Here is a 23075-nt window from a genome sequence, read left to right on the forward strand (position 1 = left end):
GTGAATTCGCTGGGTAACGGAGAACTGGGGAGCGGCAAGCCGGAGGTCGGCAGCTCGCCGGAAGACGTTCAGCGATCCGACGCATTCCCGCTTTCCGCGGCCCAGCTCGGTATGTGGTTCGCGCAACACCTCGATCCCGCCGTTCCGGTCAACATCGCTCAGTACGTCGAACTCCGTGGTGCTCTGGAACTTGACGCCCTTCGGCAGGCCTGCGCAGACGCCGGTCGCGAAATCGGGTCGGCCTTCGTCCGGATCTTCGAGATCGACGCCCAGCCTTACCAGATCATCGACCCCACACTCGATGATTCGGTCGGTTACGTCGACCTTCGTAGTGAAGACGACTCGCACGACGCTGCCATGCGGTGGATGCGAGCAGATCGCAGCCGGCCGATCGACATGCTCACGGACCGCTTGATCTCTGCCACGATCCTGCGGCTCGGCGAGAATCGCTACTACTGGTACACGCGGGTCCACCACACAATTCTCGACGGATTCGGTGCGTCGACGTTCGTCACTCGTGTGGCGGAGCTGTACTCGGCGCGCGTGGAGGGCCGGGATCCGGAGCCGAGTGAGGCCTCCGATCTCCGGAACGTCTACGAGGTGGACAACAAGTACCGCCAGTCGAGTCGTTTCGAAACCGATCGCAAGTACTGGGCAGACAAGATCGAGAATCTCGACGAGATCTCGAGCCTCGCGGGTCGAAGTGCCGCGCCGGCTCCAGTCAGTCGGATCGACAGTGCAGCGCTGTCCAACCACGTCGAGGCTCTGCTCGGGCGGTTCCTCGAGCGCATCGAGAAGACCACTGTTGCCGGCACTGTCGTCGCGGCGTTTGCGGCGTACCTCGCTCAGATGACCGGGCGAGAGGACGTGTCGCTGAGTCTGCCCGTTTCCGGTCGAACAACAGCCGTGCTGCGTCGATCCGGAGGCATGGTCTCCAACGTCGTGCCGCTGCGACTGACCGTCACTGCGGACACCACCGTCCAGGAGCTTCTGGACGACGTCAGGAACGAAATGTCCGGCGCACTGCGCCACCAGCGATACCGACACGAGGACATGGTTCGCGGCGGTGACGGGCCGGGCCGGGGCGGATTCTTCGGCCCGTGGATCAACATCATGATGTTTTCCACCGAGTTGGCGTTCGGGCCCCTCGTCGGCGAACTTCACATCTTGTCCACGGGTTTGATCGAAGACCTCGGTGTCAACCTGTATCAGAGCGTCGGCGATACCCGCACACACATCGACTTCGAGTCGAATCCCAATCTGTACGCGCCCGCGGACGCCCAGCGAAATCACTCGCGGTTCGTGGAGTTTCTCGAGAAGTTCGTCTCGGCCGAAACGAGCCGCAAGGTCTGGGATCTTCCTGTCGCAACCGACGAGGAGCGAAACAAGGTTGCCTTGTGGAACCGCACCGGCTTCCACGTTGCCTCGCAGACCATCACCGAAGCATTCGAGCGTCAGGTCGAGAGAACTCCCGATGCCACCGCTGTCATTTTCGAAGGCGCCAGCCTCACGTACGCCGAATTCGACTCTCGCGCAAATGGTTTGGCTCGTCAACTCATCGCCATGGGTGTTGGGCCCGAATCGCTTGTAGGACTGTCGATCCGCAGGTCTTTGGACTTGATGGTCGGTCTGTACGCGATTGCCAAGGCCGGCGGAGCCTGGGTACCGGTGGATCCCGACCACCCAGCCGACCGCACCGCCTACATTCTCGAGTCGGCGCAGCCCACGTGTGTTGTGACCACTGCGCGGGACGACGTGGATCTGCCCTCGGGCACACGGGTCATCGAGATCGACACACTGGACTATGGGCAGCTCGACAGCAGACCGATCGTCAACGCGGATCGCCTGTCTCCCTTGCATTTCTCGAACACTGCGTACGTGATCTACACCTCGGGTTCGACCGGTCGACCCAAGGGTGTCGCGGTCACTCACTCGGCGATCAACAATCAGCTTCAGTGGATGAACGCCGAGTACGGGCTTTCGGCGTCGGACATCTACCTGCAGAAGACCGCTACGACATTCGACGTGTCGCTGTGGGGATTTTTCATGCCGTTGCAGGTCGGCGCCACGCTCGTCGTCGCGACTCCGGACGGTCATCGAGACCCGATCTACGTGGCGAACAAGATCGCGGAGCTCGGCGTCACGATCACCGACTTCGTGCCATCCATGCTCACGCTGTTCACTGCGAATGCACCTGCCGGATCTTGTGATTCGTTGCGCCACGTGTTCGTCATCGGCGAGGCGCTCCCGCCCGAGACGTCTTCCGCCTTCCGCGAACTCTGTGGAGCCGGACTGCACAACCTGTACGGTCCGACCGAAGCCGCGGTATCGGTCACGTACTACGAGGCCGTGGCCACGGATACTACTTCCGTGCCGATCGGTATGCCGCAGTGGAACACTCAGGCGCACGTACTGGACGGACAACTTCGCCCGACCCCCATCGGGCAGCCGGGTGAGCTCTATCTCGCCGGCGTTCAACTCGCGCGCGGATACGTTGGTCGACCGGACCTGAGCTCGGATCGGTTCGTAGCCAATCCGTACGGCACGGCCGGTGAGCGTATGTACCGGACCGGCGACCTCGTTCGTCGCCGTGAGGACGGAAATCTCGACTACATCGGGCGTACAGACTTCCAGGTGAAGTTCCGCGGGCAGCGCATCGAACTCGGCGAGATCGAGACCGTCCTTCTGGCGCACCCCGACGTTTCGCAGGCTGTCGTTTTGGTGACCGTCACCCCGACCGGTGATCAATTGGTCGGCTACGTCGTGCCGGGTCCAGGCCGAAACATCGATGCTGCGGTGCTCAGTGAGTTCGCCGGCCGAAGCCTCCCGTCGTACATGGTTCCGGCCGCGTTGATGGTGCTCGATGCGTTGCCGCTCAACACGAGTGGCAAATTGGATCGTGCCGGGTTGCCCGAGCCGGTGTTCGCGAGTGCGAAGCAGTACCGCGAGCCCCGCACCGAAATCGAACGCATCGTGGCGGACGTGTTTGCCGACGTTCTCGGTGTCGAGCGCGTCGGTATCGATGACGACTTCTTCGAGCTCGGTGGAAACTCTCTGGTTGCAACACAATTAGTGACGCGAGTGGGTTCGGCATTGGGAGTGCAACTCGGCGTTCGAGAGCTCTTCGAATCCACCACGGTCGCCACCCTGGCGGCCCGCGCCGAGTCGGTGGCGGGCAACGCCAGGCAGCTCACCCCGCTGATCGCCAAGCCTCGTCCCGAGGTCGTCCCGCTCTCGCTTGCGCAGCAGCGCATGTGGTTCATCAACCGTCTCGATCCGTCGACGCCCGCCTACAATCTTCCGTTCACGGTCCGGCTCACCGGTTCGGTGGACCCGTCCGCCCTGCATGCCGCGGTGATGGATCTTCTCGAGCGACACGAGTCCTTGCGGACGATCTACCCTGATGTCGACGGAACCGCGCAACAGCTGGTTCTGCCGGTCGACCGGGCCGCGGTGGAGTTGAATCCGGTCAAGATTCGGAATTCGCATCTCGACGCGGCGCTGTTCGACGTGGCGTCTCGCGGCTTCGACGTGACGCTCGAAATCCCGGTACGGGTTGCCCTCTTCGAGGTGTCTCCGACGGACTACGTCCTGGTGATGGTTCTCCATCACATCGCTGCAGACGGACTGTCGTTCCGTCCGCTCGCACGTGACCTTCTCGTCGCCTACTCGGCGCGAAGTGAGAAGTCTGCGCCGGCGTGGACGCCGCTGCCAATTCAGTACGCCGACTACGCCCTGTGGCAGCGCGAAGCACTGGGATCCGACGAAGACCCGCGCTCGGAGTCGTCTCGCCAGATAAACTTCTGGCGCCGGGCACTTGCCGATCTGCCGGATCAGTTGGATCTGCCGACCGACCGACCTCGTCCTGCCATCGCGTCCAATCACGGCGCCAAGCACCATTTTCAGATCAGCGAACGCACGACGCGCAAGTTGAACGAGTTGGCGCGCTCGAGGAGCGTCTCGCTGTTCATGGTGTTGCAGGCGGCATATGCAACGCTGTTGAGCCGGCTCAGTGGTACCTCCGACATCGCGATCGGTGCCCCGATCGGTGGGCGAGGCGATCAAGCGCTCAACGACGTGATCGGCATGTTCGTGAACACCCTGGTGCTTCGCACCGAGGTCGATCCGAACGAACGATTCGAAGAGTTGCTCGCTCGGGTAAGGGAATCGGGCTTGTCTGCCTACGGGCATGCCGATGTGCCGTTCGAGCGGTTGGTCGAAGTTCTGAGTCCGGCGCGTTCGCAGGCTCGACACCCGCTGTTCCAGGTTGCGCTCACTGCGGAGATCAGTGGACGACGCGAACTGGAATTCTCAGGTGTCAAAGCAGTTGCAGCTGAATTGGAAGTACCGGTCGCCAAATTCGATCTCGAGCTCATGGTGTCCGAGAATCCTGAAGGCAGCGAAGACTCGGACGTCTTGAGCGCCACCTTCACCTATGCCACGGACCTGTTCGATCCGGCCACGGTGAACACTTTCGCTACTCGGTTCGTGCGCATCCTCGATGCCGTGGCTACCCGACCTGAAACGATCGTCGGCGATATCGACCTGCTCTCACGCTCCGAGCGCACCGATCTGACGGTCGTAGCCGCGGATGACACGATGCCCCGGCAGAGTCTCGTCGACATCTTCCTGTCCGGCACGGCTGAGGCGGATTCGGTTGCTGTGCGCTTCGAGGGTCGATCGATCACCTATCGAGAGCTCGATGAGCAGTCGTCGAAGCTCGCACGGGTTCTGATCGGACGTGGCGCCGGCCCCGAGACCATTGTTGCTCTCGCCTTTCCTCGCTCGTACGAGATGGTCTGTGCAGTATGGGCGGTGGCGAAGTCAGGGGCGGCATACGTCCCAGTCGACCCGAGTTATCCGGAAGATCGTGTCCGGCACATGCTGGCCGATTCTTCGTCCGCGATGGGACTCACGTCGGGACAGTTCGTAGATCAGCTTCCTGCGGTCACAGAATGGTTGGTCCTTGACGGCCAGGCGCTGAACGGAGAACTGTCGGCGCAATCTTCAGCGCCGGTCACGGACGAGGACCGAATCGCTCCGATTCACAGTTCTCACGTTGCATATGTCATTTACACATCCGGTTCCACGGGAAAACCGAAGGGTGTCAGCGTCACTCACGGTGGACTCCGTGGGGTCAGAGACGCAGCACAGCGTCGCTACGAGGTAGAACAGTCCTCGCGCTTCCTCCATATCTGTTCACCGAGCTTCGACCCGTCGGTACTCGAATGGATGGTCGCCTTCTCCGCGGGTGCAACTTTGGTGATCGTTCCGTCGACAATTATCGGTGGACACGAGTTGTCGGATCTTCTTCATTCCGAGAAGGTCACACACGCGATCATCACTCCCGCAGTACTCGGGACCATGGAGCCGGCAGAGCTGCCTGAATTGCGAGTCGTCTCCGTCGGCGGTGACGTGACCACTCCCGAGTTGCTGGCGAAATGGGCCCCAGGGCGCGCCTACTTCAATGGGTATGGTCCGACCGAGACCACTATCATCTCGTCGTTCGGCGATCTCGCGATCGGCCGATCGATCGACATCGGGCGTCCCGTCGAGGGCATGTCGGCACTGGTACTCGACGAGCGTCTGCATCCTGTTCCAGTCGGTACCAGGGGAGAGCTCTACTTTGCGGGCGCTGCATTGGCTCGCGGCTACCATGAGCGGCGAGGCCTTTCTGCGGAACGGTTTGTCGCCAACCCGTATTCGCCGGATGGCGAGCGAATGTACCGTACCGGCGATGTCGTGCGCTGGACCGGCGGAGACGCGCGCGGTGACGCGGGGGTTCTCGAATACGTCGGCCGCAGTGACTTCCAGGTCAAGGTTCGCGGATTCCGTATCGAACTCGGTGAGATCGACGCAGTTCTGTCCTCGCACGAGTCTGTGCGCTTCGCGGTGACGGTCGGAAGCGAAGGCGCGGCGGGTGTCACAACCCTCGTTTCCTACGTCGAACTGGCTGACGGGTCGAGTTTCGATCGGGACGTGCTCGCCTCGTTCGTGGCGGAGGCTCTGCCGAGCTACATGGTTCCGTCCGTCATCATGGAACTCGCTGAGGTTCCGTTGACCCCGGTGGGCAAATTGGATCGCCGGGCTTTGCCGGAGCCTGTTTTCGAGGTCCGCGAGTTTCGTGCACCCACCACGCCGGTGGAAGAGATTGTCGCGCAGGTGATTGCGGATGTTCTCGGAGTGGAACGAGTCGGCCTCGACGACGACTTCTTTGAACTCGGTGGCAACTCCCTGGTGGCTACTCAGGTCACCTCCCGATTGGGGCGGGCGCTCGACACTACGGTGCCGGTGCGAACGCTGTTCGACGTTTCCACCGTCGAGGCGCTCGCCGCACACATCGAGTCGCACGTAGGTAGCGGCGGGCAGAAGGCGCTCGTCGCACAGGTGCGTCCCGCGGAAATTCCGTTGTCGCTGGCGCAGCAGCGCATGTGGTTCCTGAACCGCTTCGACACCGACTCAGCTGCTTACAACATCACTTTTGCTCTGCACCTGACTGGTCATCTCGATACTGCCGCGATGGAAATGGCGCTGGAGGACGTACTGGCCCGGCACGAGGTGCTCCGAACGGTATATCCGGACGGGGCTTCCGGACCGAAGCAGTCGATTCTGTCGCTTTCGGAGGCGTTCGGCGGGCTGACCGTGGAGTCGGTTTCGGATCCGGACGAGCTCGAAAGTCGAGTCGCTGCAATCGGATCCTCAGCGATCGACGTCACTGTCGACGTGCCGATCCGTGTCCGCCTGTTGACGGTCAGCGACACCGAGCACACCCTTGCGATCGTGGTTCATCACATCGCCGCTGACGGTTGGTCGATGGCGCCCCTGGCTCGCGATGTCATGATTGCCTACTCGGCACGCAAGGACGGGATCGCGCCGGCGTGGCAGCCGTTGACTGTGCAGTACGCCGACTATTCGTTGTGGCAGCGTGAGGTTCTGGGGTCGGAAGACGACTCGGAATCACTGATCTCGCAGCAGATCTCGTACTGGACCGAGACTCTGGCAGACCTACCGGATGTGATCGAGCTTCCGTCGGACCGGTCTCGGCCTGATGTGGCGTCGATGCGCGGCGAGCGATTCGCGTTCGAGATCTCCGGGGATGTGCACCGTCGATTGGACGCGCTGGCACGGGAGAACAACGCGACGCTCTTCATGGCGTTGCACTCGGCGCTTGCCGTTCTGATGGCCCGACTGAGCGGGACCTCGGACATCGCCGTGGGCACTCCCGTTGCCGGTCGTGGCGACGAGGCGCTCGACGATCTCGTCGGCATGTTCGTCAACACGCTTGTTCTGCGGACCGAGGTCGACCCGGCCCAGGCATTCACGGATCTGCTGGCTGCGGCGAGTGATTCTGCGCTCGGAGCGTTCGCTCACTCGGACGTGCCCTTCGAGCGGTTGGTGGACGTCTTGGCTCCCGCCCGGTCGCAGGCCAGACATCCGCTGTTCCAGGTCGTGCTGTCCTTGCAGAATCTCGCGCAAACGGCATTGGAACTGCCGGGACTGGCGATCAAGGCCGCCGAAATCGACACGACCACTGCCAAGTTCGACCTCGAACTCGCAGTAACAGAGTCGATCGGCGAAGACGGGATCCAGCAAGGGCTCTCGGCCGAATTCACGTTTGCTGCAGATCTGTTCGACGTTTCGACGGTCGAGGGGTTTGCTCGGCGTCTGGTTCGTATCCTCGAGACCGTCGTGTCGGTTCCTTCGATTGTCGTCGGTGACATCGATATTCTCGATGCGGCCGAGCGGGGTGTGCTGGCCGATGTTCATGGAGGTCAGTCGGTCTCGGGAACCCTGGTCGAGATCCTCACAGCGGCGGCCGCTTTGGATCCGTCGGCGGATGCGATTCGCTTCGACGGTCAGTCGATCAGCTACCGCGAACTCGACGAGCGGTCGTCGCGACTCGCTCGTGTTCTGATTGAGAAGGGCGTCGGGCCGGAGGATCGGGTCGCGATCGCGATTCCGCGTTCGGCCGATTCGGTTCTCGCTCTGTGGGCAGTGGTGAAAACGGGTGCTGCATTCGTGCCCGTCGACCCGACGTATCCGGTTGACCGTATCGCCCACATGATCTCCGATTCCGGTGCGGTGCTGGGTCTTGCGCTCAGTGACGTCGAGGCAGGATTGCCGTCGGCGTTGACGTGGGTTGTTCTCGACGACGAGAAGACAGTGGCGGCGTGCGCGGCAGAATCTTGCGCGCCGGTGAGTGATTCGGATCGACGCAGTGCGATCGACGAGCGGCAGCCTGCTTACGTCATCTACACCTCTGGCACCACGGGTCTGCCCAAGGGCGTTGTGGTCACCAATGCGGGTGTGGCGAACTTCTGCGCCGAGCAGGTCGAGCGCTATGCGCTGACCGCGGATGCTCGAACGCTGCATTTCGCCTCGCCGAGTTTCGATGCTTCTGTTCTCGAGTTGCTGATGGCATTCGGAGCAGCATCGACGATGGTGATTGCGCCGACGACGGTGTACGGCGGCGCGGAATTGGCCGAGATCTTGCGCTCGGAGGGCGTGACGCATGCGTTCGTGACGCCCGCTGCGCTGGCATCAGTGGATCCGAGCGGGCTCGACGCGTTGCGGGTGGTTGTCGTCGGTGGCGAAGCCAGTTCGCGGTCTCTCGTTGCCAAGTGGGCGGTGCCGCTTCCGGATGGCGGTGTGCGTGGATTCTTCAATGCGTACGGTCCGACGGAGTCGACAGTCGCCTCGAACATCAGCGATACGCTGACCGCGTTTGATCGTATGAACATCGGCGGCCCGATTCGGGGAATGGCCGCGCGGATCTTGGACGGCCGCTTGCAGCCCGTTCCGGTTGGTGTCGCAGGTGAGTTGTACGTGTCGGGTGTTCAGGTCGCTCGTGGATACCTGGGACAGCCGGCATTGACAGCGGGTCGTTTTGTCGCAGACCCGTTCGGGGCGCCGGGAGAGCGGTTGTACCGCACGGGTGACGTGGTCCGGTGGATCGACGGTGGCGCAGTGGAGTACGTGGGCCGCAGTGACTTCCAGGTCAAGATCCGTGGGTTCCGTATCGAACTCGGCGAGATCGAGGCCGCGCTGACCCGTTGCGCGGGCGTTGCGCAAGCTGTTGCTCTCGTTCGTTCCGACGATCACTTCGGAGATCGTCTCGTTGCATACGTCGTGCCGCAGGCCGGCGCCGAGGTGGATCCCGCACAGGTCATCGAGTCGGTGTCGACGTTCCTGACCGGCTACATGGTCCCCGACTCGGTACTGGTGCTCGATTCGATTCCGTTGACCACCGCGGGCAAGACGGACATCAAGGCTCTGCCCTCGCCCGTATTCGAGTCCAAGGTGTACCAGGCGCCGATCACGACCGTCGAAGAGACTGTCGCGCAGGTGTTCTCCGAAGTTCTCGGAGTCGCACAGGTTGGCCGCGACGACGATTTCTTCGAACTCGGCGGCAACTCGTTGATCGCGACCCGTGTCGCCGCTCGGCTGGGAGAGGCGCTCGACACAAGCGTTCCGGTTCGTGCGCTCTTCGAAGCGTCGACCGTGCAGTCACTCGCCGTCCGGCTCGAGCTGCACGCCGGTTCGGGCGCCACCGCCCCACTGGTGCAGCAGCCCCGGCCAGCTCGGATCCCACTTTCGTTGGCGCAGCAGCGCATGTGGTTCCTGAACAGGTTCGAACCCGCGTCGGCAGTGAACAACGTCCCGGCGGCGATCAGGATTTCGGGCGCCCTCGATGTGGCAGCTCTTGACGCCGCCGTGATCGATGTCGTGGGCCGACACGAATCACTGCGAACTGTGTATCCAGACGTCGACGGCGTCGGCTATCAGGACGTCCTCGACGTCCAAGACGTTGTCGTCGATCTCAGCCCCGTGTCGATCACGGAAGATCGCCTGGCTGCGGGCGTCGCCGAGCTGGCGACAGTCGGCTTCGACGTGACGTCCGAAGTCCCGTTGCGCGCCAAGCTCTTCAAAGTCGGCGACAGCGAATACGTCCTGGTGTTCGTCGTGCATCACATCTCGACCGACGGTTTCTCGATGGGTCCGTTGACCCGTGACGTGATGGTTGCCTACGAAGCACGTACACGAGCGTCGGTGCCGGCTTGGACGCCGTTGCCGGTGCAGTACGCCGATTACTCGTTGTGGCAGCGTGAGGTTCTCGGGTCCGAGGACGATCCGCGGTCCGTGATCGCGAAGCAGATTGCGTTCTGGTCGGATGCGTTGGCTGATCTTCCGGAGCAGTTGGATCTGCCTGCCGATCGTCCGCGTCCCGAGGTCGCTTCAGGGCGCGGAGCCGAGGTCGAGTTCGATATCGACGCCACCCTGCACGAAGCTGTCAATTCGATTGCGCACAGCAGTAACTCGACACCGTTCATGGTTGTTCACGCAGCGCTCGCCGTCGTACTTTCTCGTTTGTCCGCAACGACCGACATCGCGATCGGTACACCGATCGCGGGTCGCGGTGAGGCGCAGCTCGACGATCTGATCGGTATGTTCGTCAACACTTTGGTGTTGCGTACCGAGGTTGATCCGTCGATGTCGTTCACGGATCTGTTGGCTTCGGCGCGTGAAGTGGATCTACAGGCGTTCGCGCATGCGGATGTTCCGTTCGAGCGTGTGGTGGAGGTTCTCGATCCGGTTCGTTCGCAGGCTCGTCATCCGCTGTTCCAGGTGGCATTGACGTTCCAGAACCACGAACAGACAACGCTCGAACTGGGCGACCTCGAAGTGTCGATCGAAAGTGCCGATCTTGCGCTGGCGAAATTCGACCTCCAGTTGACCCTGACCGAACGAACCGACGAGGCCGGCGCACCCGCCGGAATGTCCGCCTCTTTGACGTATGCGACGGATCTGTTCGACGAGTCGACCGTTGTGGAATTCGGTGATCGGCTGGTAAGGACCTTCCGTGCGGTGACTGCTGATCCCACCGTAGCGGTGGGTGACGTTGACATCTTGGTCGATGGAGAACGAAACCTGCTGTCCCGCTTCAGTGCCGGCCAGATCGATCGTGGTGTGGATTCGACGTTGTCGGCGTGGTTCGATGATGCTGCTGCGCGGTTTGGTGATCGGGTTGCGGTGCGGTTCGGTGGCGAGTCGTTGTCGTATGGTGAGTTGTCGGTGCGGGCTAATCGTTTGGCGCGCAGGTTGATTGCTCAGGGTTGTGGTCCGGAGTCGTTGGTGGCGGTGGCGTTGCCGCGGTCGGCGGATCTTGTGGTGGCGTTGTTGGCGGTGGTGAAGTCCGGTGCGGGGTATTTGCCGGTGGATCCGTCGTATCCGGCTGATCGTGTCGAGTTCATGTTGGCTGATGCTGCTCCGGTGGCTGCGATTTCGTGGTCCGGGCGTGAGTTGGTGTTGCCCGCTGGTTTGCCGGTGGTTGATATCGACGCGGTGGATGTGTCGGAGTTCGATGGCTCGGTGGTTTCGGATGCGGATCGTGTTGCGCCGTTGCGGTCGTCGAATGTTGCGTATGTGATTTACACGTCGGGTTCGACGGGTCGCCCGAAGGGTGTGCAGGTTCCGCACACGACGGTGGCGAAGTTGTTTGCGAATACCGAGGGTGTGTACGGGTTCGACGAATCCGATGTGTGGACGATGTTCCACAGTTATGCGTTCGACTTCTCGGTGTGGGAGTTGTGGGGTCCGCTGTTGTACGGCGGCACGTTGGTGGTTGTGGATTATGTGACGTCGCGGTCGCCGGAGCAGTTCTTGGAGTTGCTTGCTGCTGAGCGGGTGACGGTGCTCAATCAGACGCCGTCGGCGTTCTATCAGTTGGCCGAGGCTGATCGGTTGGCGTCGGAATCCGGTCGGGCTGCTGAGTTGTCGTTGCGGTGGGTTGTTTTCGGCGGCGAGGCGCTCGAGTTGCGTCGCTTGTCGGATTGGTACGGCCGCCGCGGTGACTTCGCGCCGACGTTGGTGAACATGTACGGCATCACGGAGACGACGGTGCATGTGAGCCATCGTGTGTTGGATGCTGCGTTGGCGGCGGATGCGTCGGCGAGTGTTGTGGGTCAGGCTATTTCGGGTCTGCAGGTGTTCGTGCTCGATACGCGTTTGGCTCCGGTGCCTGTTGGTGTCGCGGGTGAGATGTATGTCTCTGGTGTTCAGTTGGCTCGGGGTTATCTGGGTCAGGCGGGGTTGACGTCGACGCGGTTTGTGGCGAATCCGTTCAATGCCGGCGAGGTGTTGTACCGCACGGGTGACGTCGCTTCGTGGAACAGTGCTGGTGATTTGGAGTATCTGGGTCGCGCGGATGATCAGGTGAAGATCCGTGGTTTCCGGATCGAGATCGGTGAGATCGAGTCTGCGGTGTTGGCGGATGTGTCGGTGGCGCAGACGGCGGTGGTTGTTCGTGAGGATTCTCCGGGTGATCAGCGGTTGGTGGCGTATGTGGTTCCGGCTGCGGGTGTGAGCGTTTCGGTCGACGATCTTCGGGTGTCGGTGGGTTCGTTGTTGCCGGAGTACATGGTGCCGTCGGCGTTTGTGGTGTTGGATTCGATTCCGTTGACGGTGAACGGGAAGTTGGATCGTCGGGCGTTGCCGGTTCCGTCGTTGCAGGTTGCGGTGTTCCGTGCTCCGACGTCGGTGGTGGAAGAGGTTGTTGCGCAGACGTTTGCGGATGTTCTGGGCGTCGAGCGTGTTGGTTTGGATGATGATTTCTTCGCGCTCGGTGGTAATTCGCTGATTGCGACGCAGGTGACGTCTCGGTTGGGTCAGGCGTTGGATGCTTCGGTGTCGGTGCGGGAGTTGTTCGAGGCGTCGACGGTGGAGGCGTTGGCTGCTCGTTTGGGTTCTCATGTTGGTGGCGGTTCACGTGCGGCGTTGACTGCGCAGGTGCGTCCGGTTCGGGTTCCGTTGTCGTTGGCGCAGCAGCGCATGTGGTTCCTCAACCGATTCGACACCGATTCTGCTGTCAACAATGTCCCTGTTGCCGTTCGGCTCACGGGTGCGCTCGATCTGGCGGCCCTGAATTCGGCAGTTCACGACGTTATCGGCCGCCACGAGGTTCTGCGCACGGTCTACCCCGAGGTCGACGGCGTCGGCTACCAGAAGATCTGCTCGGTAGAAGATGTCTCGATCGATCTCGGCGCAGAACGCGTCACAAACGACCGAATCCAGGCGGAGCTGTATTCGTTCTTCGCCCAGGGCTTCGATGTTACTGTCGAGGTTCCGTTGCGCGCCAAGCTTTTTCAGGTCGCCGATGACGACTTCGTGTTGTCGTTCGTGATGCATCACATCTCGACCGACGGCTTCTCGATGGGCCCGTTGACCCGCGACGTCATGACCGCCTACTACGCCCGAACCAACGGCCAGGCTCCGACCTGGACGCCGTTGCCGGTGCAGTACGCCGACTATTCGTTGTGGCAGCGTGAGGTTCTCGGGTCCGAGGACGATCCGCAGTCCATGATCGCGAAGCAGATTGCGTTCTGGTCGGATGCGTTGGCTGATCTTCCGGAGCAGTTGGATCTGCCTGGTGATCGTCCGCGTCCCGAGATTGCTTCAGGGCGCGGCGCCAATCACAGTTTCACCATCGAACCGCAGCTGTGGTCTGAGCTGGACGAACTGGCCAAGGCAACGAACGCAACTCCGTTCATGGTTGTTCACTCGGCTCTGGCGGTGCTGTTGGCACGACTGTCCGCGACGACCGACATTGCGATCGGTGCCCCGATCGCGGGTCGTGGTGAAGCCGAGCTCGACGATCTGATCGGTATGTTCGTCAATACCTTGGTGCTGCGTACCGAGGTTGATCCGTCGATGTCGTTTGCCGAGTTGTTGGCGTCGGCGCGTGAGGTGGATTTGCAGGCGTTCGCGCATGCGGATGTTCCGTTCGAGCGTGTGGTGGAGGTTCTCGATCCGGTTCGTTCGCAGGCTCGTCATCCGTTGTTCCAGGTGGCGTTGACGTTCCAGAACCTTGGACAGAGTGCTCTCGAACTGCCCGGACTCACCGCCGCTGCTGTGGAATTCGACGCAGCACTGGCCAAGTTCGATCTGCAATTCACACTTGAAGACGCCGCTGACGCCGGTATGTCCGGCACCCTGACCTACGCGACGGATCTGTTCGACGCGTCGACAGCGGCCGAGTTCGCTGATCGGTTCGTGTCCGTCCTCCGTGGCGTTGTCGCGAATCCGGCCGCTGCCGTTGGCGACGTGGATGTTATGAGCGCCTGTGAGTTGGATCGCGTTCTGTCATGGAGCGACACGGGTGTCGACAGTGGTGTGGATTCGACGTTGTCGGCGTGGTTCGATGATGCTGCTGCGCGGTTTGGTGATCGGGTTGCGGTGCGGTTCGGTGGCGAGTCGTTGTCGTATGGTGAGTTGTCGGTGCGGGCTAATCGTTTGGCGCGCAGGTTGATTGCTCAGGGTTGTGGTCCGGAGTCGTTGGTGGCGGTGGCGTTGCCGCGGTCGGCGGATCTTGTGGTGGCGTTGTTGGCGGTGGTGAAGTCCGGTGCGGGGTATTTGCCGGTGGATCCGTCGTATCCGGCTGATCGTGTCGAGTTCATGTTGGCTGATGCTGCTCCGGTGGCTGCGATTTCGTGGTCCGGGCGTGAGTTGGTGTTGCCCGCTGGTTTGCCGGTGGTTGATATCGACGCGGTGGATGTGTCGGAGTTCGATGGCTCGGTGGTTTCGGATGCGGATCGTGTTGCGCCGTTGCGGTCGTCGAATGTTGCGTATGTGATTTACACGTCGGGTTCGACGGGTCGCCCGAAGGGTGTGCAGGTTCCGCACACGACGGTGGCGAAGTTGTTTGCGAATACCGAGGGTGTGTACGGGTTCGACGAATCCGATGTGTGGACGATGTTCCACAGTTATGCGTTCGACTTCTCGGTGTGGGAGTTGTGGGGTCCGCTGTTGTACGGCGGCACGTTGGTGGTTGTGGATTATGTGACGTCGCGGTCGCCGGAGCAGTTCTTGGAGTTGCTTGCTGCTGAGCGGGTGACGGTGCTCAATCAGACGCCGTCGGCGTTCTATCAGTTGGCCGAGGCTGATCGGTTGGCGTCGGAATCCGGTCGGGCTGCTGAGTTGTCGTTGCGGTGGGTTGTTTTCGGCGGCGAGGCGCTCGAGTTGCGTCGCTTGTCGGATTGGTACGGCCGCCGCGGTGACTTCGCGCCGACGTTGGTGAACATGTACGGCATCACGGAGACGACGGTGCATGTGAGCCATCGTGTGTTGGATGCTGCGTTGGCGGCGGATGCGTCGGCGAGTGTTGTGGGTCAGGCTATTTCGGGTCTGCAGGTGTTCGTGCTCGATACGCGTTTGGCTCCGGTGCCTGTTGGTGTCGCGGGTGAGATGTATGTCTCTGGTGTTCAGTTGGCTCGGGGTTATCTGGGTCAGGCGGGGTTGACGTCGACGCGGTTTGTGGCGAATCCGTTCAATGCCGGCGAGGTGTTGTACCGCACGGGTGACGTCGCGTCGTGGAACAGTGCTGGTGATTTGGAGTATCTGGGTCGCGCGGATGATCAGGTGAAGATCCGTGGTTTCCGGATCGAGATCGGTGAGATCGAGTCTGCGGTGTTGGCGGATGTGTCGGTGGCGCAGACGGCGGTGGTTGTTCGTGAGGATTCTCCGGGTGATCAGCGGTTGGTGGCGTATGTGGTTCCGGCTGCGGGTGTGAGCGTTTCGGTCGACGATCTTCGGGTGTCGGTGGGTTCGTTGTTGCCGGAGTACATGGTGCCGTCGGCGTTTGTGGTGTTGGATTCGATTCCGTTGACGGTGAACGGGAAGTTGGATCGTCGGGCGTTGCCGGTTCCGTCGTTGCAGGTTGCGGTGTTCCGTGCTCCGACGTCGGTGGTGGAAGAGGTTGTTGCGCAGACGTTTGCGGATGTTCTGGGCGTCGAGCGTGTTGGTTTGGATGATGATTTCTTCGCGCTCGGTGGTAATTCGCTGATTGCGACGCAGGTGACGTCTCGGTTGGGTCAGGCGTTGGATGCTTCGGTGTCGGTGCGGGAGTTGTTCGAGGCGTCGACGGTGGAGGCGTTGGCTGCTCGTTTGGGTTCTCATGTCGGTGGCGGTTCACGTGCGGCGTTGACTGCGCAGGTGCGTCCGGTTCGGGTTCCGTTGTCGTTGGCGCAGCAGCGCATGTGGTTCCTCAACCAGTTGGATACGAGCTCGGCAGGGAACAACGTCCCGGTTGCGATAACTCTCACCGGAGAACTGGACGTCTTGGGGCTGGAGCAAGCGGTCGCCGACGTTATCGGCCGTCACGAGGTTCTGCGCACGGTCTACCCCGAGGTCGACGGCGTCGGCTACCAGAAGATCGTTGCACCGGCTGATGTCGACGTGAACCTCGCTGCAACCTCAGTCTCGGATTCGGAGATCGTTTCCGAGGTAACGAACTTCGTAGCGGCAGGCTTCGACGTGACGGCCGAGGTGCCGTTGCGCGCCAAGCTTTTCCAGATCAAGGCCGACGAGCACGTTCTGGTATTCGTGGTGCATCACATCTCGACCGACGGTTTCTCGATGGGCCCGTTGACCCGCGACGTCATGACCGCCTACTACGCCCGAACCAACGGCCAGGCTCCGACCTGGACGCCGTTGCCGGTGCAGTACGCCGACTATTCGTTGTGGCAGCGTGAGGTTCTCGGGTCCGAGGACGATCCGCAGTCCGTCATCGCGCAACAGATCACTTACTGGGCGCAAGCACTGGACGGCGTGCCCGAACAGTTGAATCTTCCGGGGGATCGGGCTCGGCCGGCGGTATTCTCCGGTCAGGGAGCGACATTCGAATTCTCGATCGGTCAGGAATTGCATGAGCGGCTGATCAGCGTGGGCCGGGAACACAATGCGTCGATGTTCATGGTGGTCCATGCGGCTCTGGCGTCGCTTCTCGCTCGTCTGTCGGGAACAACGGACATCAACATCGGTGCACCGATGGCCGGGCGAGGTGAATCCGAACTCGACGATTTGATCGGAATGTTCGTCAACACCCTGGTTTTGCGTACCGAGGTTGATCCTTCGGCGGCGTTCACAACACTTCTGGCCTCGGCTCGGGAAACCGACCTTCAGGCGTTCGCGCACTCGGACCTTCCGTTCGAGCGGCTCGTGGAAGTGCTGGATCCCGTTCGGTCGAGGGCACATCACCCGCTGTTCCAGGTGGCATTGGCATTTCAGAACCTGGGGCAGAACTCGTTGGCTCTGCCCGGTCTGACGGCGGCCGAGTTCGAAATCGACGAGACCGTGGCCAAGTTCGACCTGCAGCTCACGATCAGTGAGGTATCAGAAGGGCTGTCGGCGACGTTCACGTACGCGACGGATCTGTTCGACGAATCGACCGTCCGCGGATTCGCCGCACGATTGATGCGCATTCTGAACGGAATTGCGACGGACCCCGCAACTTCAGTGGGTGACATCGAAATCCTCGACGCGTCCGAGCGTGAGGTTCTGACGAGTCAAAGGGCTTCGTCAGGAGTAGCGCAGGCGCCGTTGGCCGAGATTCTTGCCGACGCTGCTGCGCGCTACCCGGACAACGTCGCTTTGCGCTACCCCGGCACGGCGCAGGCCGCGGCCGGTAGGTCCATGACGTATCGCGAGGTCGACGAGTGGTCGTCGAGGCTGGCCCGCGTTTTGATCAACCGTGGTCTCGGGGCTGAAGATCTTGTGGCGGTGTCGATTCCGAGATCCGTCGAATCGGTACTCGCGGTCTGGGCAGTGTCGAAGACCGGGGCAGCGGTCGTTCCGATCGATCCGCACTATCCGGCAGACCGTATCGCGCACATGCTCAGCGACTCGGGTGCGAAGGTTGGCCTGACCCTCGACGTCGAACGTCCGAATCTCGCCGACGACGTCGAGTGGTTGGTCGTGGACGGACCGCTCGGCGAACAGATGATCGCCGGAGTGTCCGGAGCGCCAATAGATGCCGAGGAACGTGTCCGTGCACTGACGACTGCTCATCCGGCTTGGGTCATCTACACCTCCGGCACGACAGGACTGCCGAAGGGCGTTGTCGCGACCAACGCGGGACTGGCGAGCTTCAGTGTCACGCAGGCCGCGCACTACCTCGTGAAGCCCACCTCGCGGACATTGCACTTCGCGTCACCGAGTTTCGACGCGTCGATGCTCGAGTTGTTCCTCGCGGTGGCCACCGGCGCGACGATGGTCATCGTCCCGCCTGGCGTGTACGGCGGCGACGAACTGGCTGAGGTGTTCCGTAGCGAACGAGTCACGCATGCGTTCATCACACCCGCTGCCCTGGCGTCGATGGACCCGAGCGGCCTGGACGACCTGACGGTGGTAGGCGTGGGTGGCGAAGCGTATTCGCCGGAACTGATCAGCAAGTGGACGACAGGGGACGGATCGGCCACGTCGGCTTCGGCTCCCAGGACATTCCTGAATGTCTACGGCCCGACCGAGACGACGATCGTGACGAACGTCAGCGTTCCGCTTCTGCCCGGTGACCGAATGGACATCGGCGCCACGATCGGTGACATGGCAGCATTCGTCCTGGACACACGACTCAATCCAGTTCCACTGGGAGTCTCGGGCGAGCTGTATCTGTCCGGTCCTCAGGTGACCCGCGGCTATCATCGTCGTCCAGGCTTGAGTGCCGATCGATTCGTGGCAAACCCGCACGGTAATCCGGGCGAGCGAATGTACCGAACCGGTGACGTGGTGCGCTGGGTCGCTGGAACGGCACCCTCCACCTACGCCGTGGAATACGTGGGCCGCAACGATTTCCAGGTCAAGATTCGCGGTTTCCGTATCGAACTGGGCGAAATCGATGCATCGCTGACGGCACACCCCGAGGTCGAGTTCGCTGCGACGATGGGTACGACCCTGCCGTCGGGTGCCCCGGCGCTGGTGTCGTACGTGTTCACCGGAAAGCACGCTTCGGTCACTTCGGCGGAATTGATCGAATTCGTCTCCAGAACCCTTCCGGCCCATATGGTTCCGGCTTCGGTCATGGTCTCCTCGGACATGCCGCTCAGTCCGGCAGGCAAGCTGGACCGAAAAGCGCTCCCAGCACCGGTTTTCGAGACCAAGGAATTCCGCGCCCCGGTCACCGAGATGGAACAAATCCTGAGCGAGATCTTCGCGGACGTTCTCGGCCTGGATCGCATCGGCACCGACGACTCGTTCTTCGCTCAGGGCGGCGACTCGATCATGTCCATCCAACTCGTCTCTCGTGCGAAGGCACGTGGGGTCGTATTCGCACCCAGTGACGTCTTCGAGAGCAAGACTGTCGCGGCATTGGCCGAAGTGGCGAAGTATGCCGCCGACGTCGAGGCCGCGGTGGTGCTCGAGGAGTTGCCGGGCGGTGGAGTCGGCTGGATGCCGTTGACGCCGATCGAACGATTCATGGTCGAGCGCGGTGGCAGCTACAACCGATTCACACAGACGATGACTCTCGAGCTTCCACTCGGAGTGCAGCGAGCCGACATCGTGCGAACACTCGCTGCAGTCGTCGACCACCACGACATGTTCCGCTCGCGGCTGATCTCCGACGGTCGCGGATGGGGGATGTCGGTCTCCGAGCCCGGAACCGTGGACGTCGAGGATCTGCTCAGCCGCGTCGATGTCGACGCGGCTGCGGACGAGTCGACAATTGTTCTCACGGCTTCCAAGGGCCTCGACGAGGCTCTCGGCCGGTTGAATCCGGCGGACGGCGTAATGGTTCAGTTCGTGTGGGTCGACTTCGGTCCCACTCGCACCGGGCGCTTGATCATCGCTGCACATCACCTGATCGTCGACGGGGTCTCCTGGCGAATCATCGTTCCGGATCTGGTGTCGGCTGCGGCTCAGATGGCCGGGGCGAGCGGAGCGACGGGGGATGTAGCCGGAACGACGGGGGATGTAGCCGGAACGACGGGGGATGTTGCTCTCGAGCCGACCGGTACGTCGATGCGACGCTGGGCTCATGCTTTGTCCGAAGAGGCCCATCGGGATTCGCGTGTGGCCGAGCTGGATACGTGGCGGAAGGTGTTGCAGACACCGGACCCGGTGCTGGGTAAGAGGGCGTACGACTCTGCCGTCGACGTTGCGGCAACGGTTCAGCGGATAAGCGTGACGGTCCCCACTCAGGTGACGGAGACTCTGTTGACCACGCTGCCGGAGGTTTTCAACGGCGGCGCCAACGACGGCCTGCTCGCTGGACTGGCACTCGCGCTGATCGAGTGGCGTCGCCGAGCCGGAATCGACTCGACGTCTGCCTTGCTGCAACTCGAGGGCCACGGTCGCGAAGAAGCCGTGATTCCTGGCGCGGATCTGTCAAGGACCGTTGGCTGGTTCACCGCTGCCTTCCCGATCAGTCTCGATCTTTCCGAGGTAGATCTGGGTGACGCTTTCGCCGGAGGTGATTCGGCGGGACACGCGATCAAAGCAGTGAAGGAACAGCTTCTGGCGATCCCGGACAAGGGCGTCGGGTACGGACTGCTGCGCTACCTGAACGAAGACACGCGCGCAGTGCTTTCTCGCTTCGCCGGGGGACAGGTCAGCTTCAACTACCTGGGACGAGTTGTCGCCGAGGATCTTCCGGCAGGCGTCGAGGGACTCGGGTGGCTGCCGGCCGGCGATTTCGCCAACGTGTCGGCACCCGAAGACGTCGACATGCCCGCAAACAAGGTCGTCGACATCAATGCGATCGTCAACGACGGCGCAGACGGTGCTGTTCTGGAGGCCTCTTTCGCATACCCCGTCGGTGCCATCGACGGCGAGAGTGTCGAGACATTTGCACAGATTTGGGTCGAAGCACTGACTGCCCTGGCGGAGCATTCTCGCTCCGTCGGAGCCGGTGGACTCACACCGTCCGACGTGCCGCTTGTCTCCGTGAGCCAACGAGATATCGACGGCTTCGAGAATCGATTCGGTACGGTGACCGACATCTGGCCCCTGGCACCGCTGCAGTCCGGTTTGCTCTTCCACGCGATGTTGGCAGAATCCAGCGTCGACCTCTACTCGGTGCAGATGATTCTCACTCTGTCCGGGAAGGTGGATGCCGACCGCTTGCGCACTGCAGCACAGGGAATCATCGACCGTTATGCGAACCTGCGAACGGCATTCACGGCCGACGACGACGGAACGCCGGTCCAGATAGTCCTCGAAGACGTTCCAGTCCCGTGGCGGAACATCGATCTCAGCGATATTGCGGCCGTCGACCGTGAGGCAGCTCTGAACGAAGTTTTGACGGCTGACCAGGCGACACACTTCGACATGGCGTCACCGCCGTTGATTCGGTTCACCTTCGTCACCATGGCGGAGGGGGACTATCGCTTGGTGGTGGCGAATCACCACATTATTCTCGACGGTTGGTCGGTGCCACTGCTCTTGCAGAACCTGTTGGCGCTGTACGCGACGCGTGGTGACGACTCGGTTCTTCCGCGTGTGCGTAGCTATCGCAATTACCTGGCGTGGCTTGTCGATCAGGATCGTGATCGATCACTCACAGCCTGGGCGGATGTGCTTTCCGGCGTCGAAGAGCCGACGCTGCTTGCTCAGGTCACAGGCGGACAGGAATTCACCGCGCTGTCACAGAAGCTGAACGTGTCGATGTCGTCGGAGACAACCGCGGCGCTCACCGCTCTGGCCGCACGACTCGGGGTCACCGCCAACACGATCGTGCAGAGCGCGTGGGCGGTCCTGCTCGGTGCGTTGACCGGAACCGACGACGTTGTCTTCGGTGCAACAGTGTCCGGCCGGCCACCGGCGCTCACCGGCGTCGAATCGATGGTCGGGTTGTTCATCAACACCCTCCCCGTGCGGGTGCGCCTCGACGCCGCGGAGTCCGTCGAAGAATTGGTTGCCAGGGTCCAGATCGAGCAGGCGAGAATGCTTGATCATCACTATCTCGGTTTGACCGATGTCCAGAAAGCAGCGGACGTCGGAACACTGTTCGACACGTTGGTTGTATTCGAGTCGTACCCGGTCGACCGTGAGGGCCTCGCCGCACAGGCGGATGTTCTCGACGGAATGATGATCGACGACATTGCCTCGGACGATTCCACGAACTACCCGTTGACCCTGCTGATCGCACTCGACGAGCAGTTGCACTTGACGCTGCGGTACCTACCGGACTTCTTCGATGCCGACTACGCAACTGCGTTGCTGGACAGAGTTCTTCGACTGCTCTCCTCCGTAGCCACCGATCCTTCGGTGCGTGTTGGTGACGTTGATATTTTGGATTCTGTTGAGCGTTCGTTGGTGCTCGAGGGGTGGAATGATACGGCTCGTGAGGTTGCGGGTGTGTCGGTGTTGGACGGGTTCGATGCGCAGGTGGCGGCGTCTCCGGATGCGGTAGCGCTCTCGTTCGAGGGTGTGTCGTTGTCGTATGCGGAGTTCGATGCTCGGGTGAATCGTTTTGCCAGGTATTTGGTTTCGGTGGGTGTGGGGCCGGAGTCGTTGGTGGGTGTTGCGGTTCGTCGGTCGGTTGATTTGTTGGTTGCGGTTTACGGTGTGCTCAGGGCTGGTGGTGGGTATGTTCCGGTGGATCCGGATCAGCCTGCGGACCGTAATGGGTATGTGTTGGCGGCGGCGTCGCCGGTGTGTGTGGTCAGTACTTCTGATGTTGGTTTCGATGCTGGTGTGGTGCCGGTGGTCGAGGTTGATGTTGTTGATGTGTCTGGTTTTTCGGATGCTCCTGTCTCGGATGTGGATCGGGTTGCGCCGTTGCGGTCGGGGAATACGGCGTATGTGATTTTCACGTCGGGGTCGACGGGTCGGCCGAAGGGGGTGGCGGTCAGTCATCGCAGTGTGGTCAATCAGGTGTCGTGGTTGGCGGAGCGTTATGCGGTGTCGGGTTCTGATGTGGTGTTGTTCAAGACTCCGGTGACGTTCGATGTGTCGGTGTGGGAGTTGTTTGTTCCGTTGGCGGTGGGTGCTCGGTTGGTGGTGGCTACTCATGACGGTCATCGGGATCCGGGGTATTTGGCGTCGGTGGTGGCGGCGGAGTCGGTGTCGATGGTCTCGTTTGTGCCGTCGATGTTGGAGGTGTTCGTCGATCAGTTGGTCGACACGTCGGAGGCGACGATTTCGCGTCTCGGTGGTGGTGGGTTGGGTTCGTTGCGGGTGATTTTCGCGGCGGGTGAGGCGTTGCCGGCGTCGGTGGTGGGTCGGGTGTTGTCGGTGTTGCCGTCGGTTGAGGTTCATAATTTGTATGGTCCGACGGAGTTCACGGTGCATGCGACGGCGGCGGG

Annotated in this window: 1 protein-coding gene (only partly in view); it reads left to right on the top strand. The window is 61.8% G+C overall.

Annotated features, from left to right (window positions below; translation table 11 throughout):
• Positions 1-23075: the 5' portion of a non-ribosomal peptide synthase/polyketide synthase gene (locus P0M12_RS21545; RefSeq protein ID WP_277376796.1), read on the top strand. 5713 nt of this gene lie beyond the right edge of the window; 23075 of the gene's 28788 nt are visible here — the first part of the coding sequence; it begins with the start codon at positions 1-3; the stop codon falls past the right edge of the window.

Source organism: Rhodococcus sp. RCBS9 (genome assembly GCF_029457415.1).
Taxonomy (GTDB): Bacteria; Actinomycetota; Actinomycetes; order Mycobacteriales; family Mycobacteriaceae; genus Rhodococcus_F; species Rhodococcus_F qingshengii.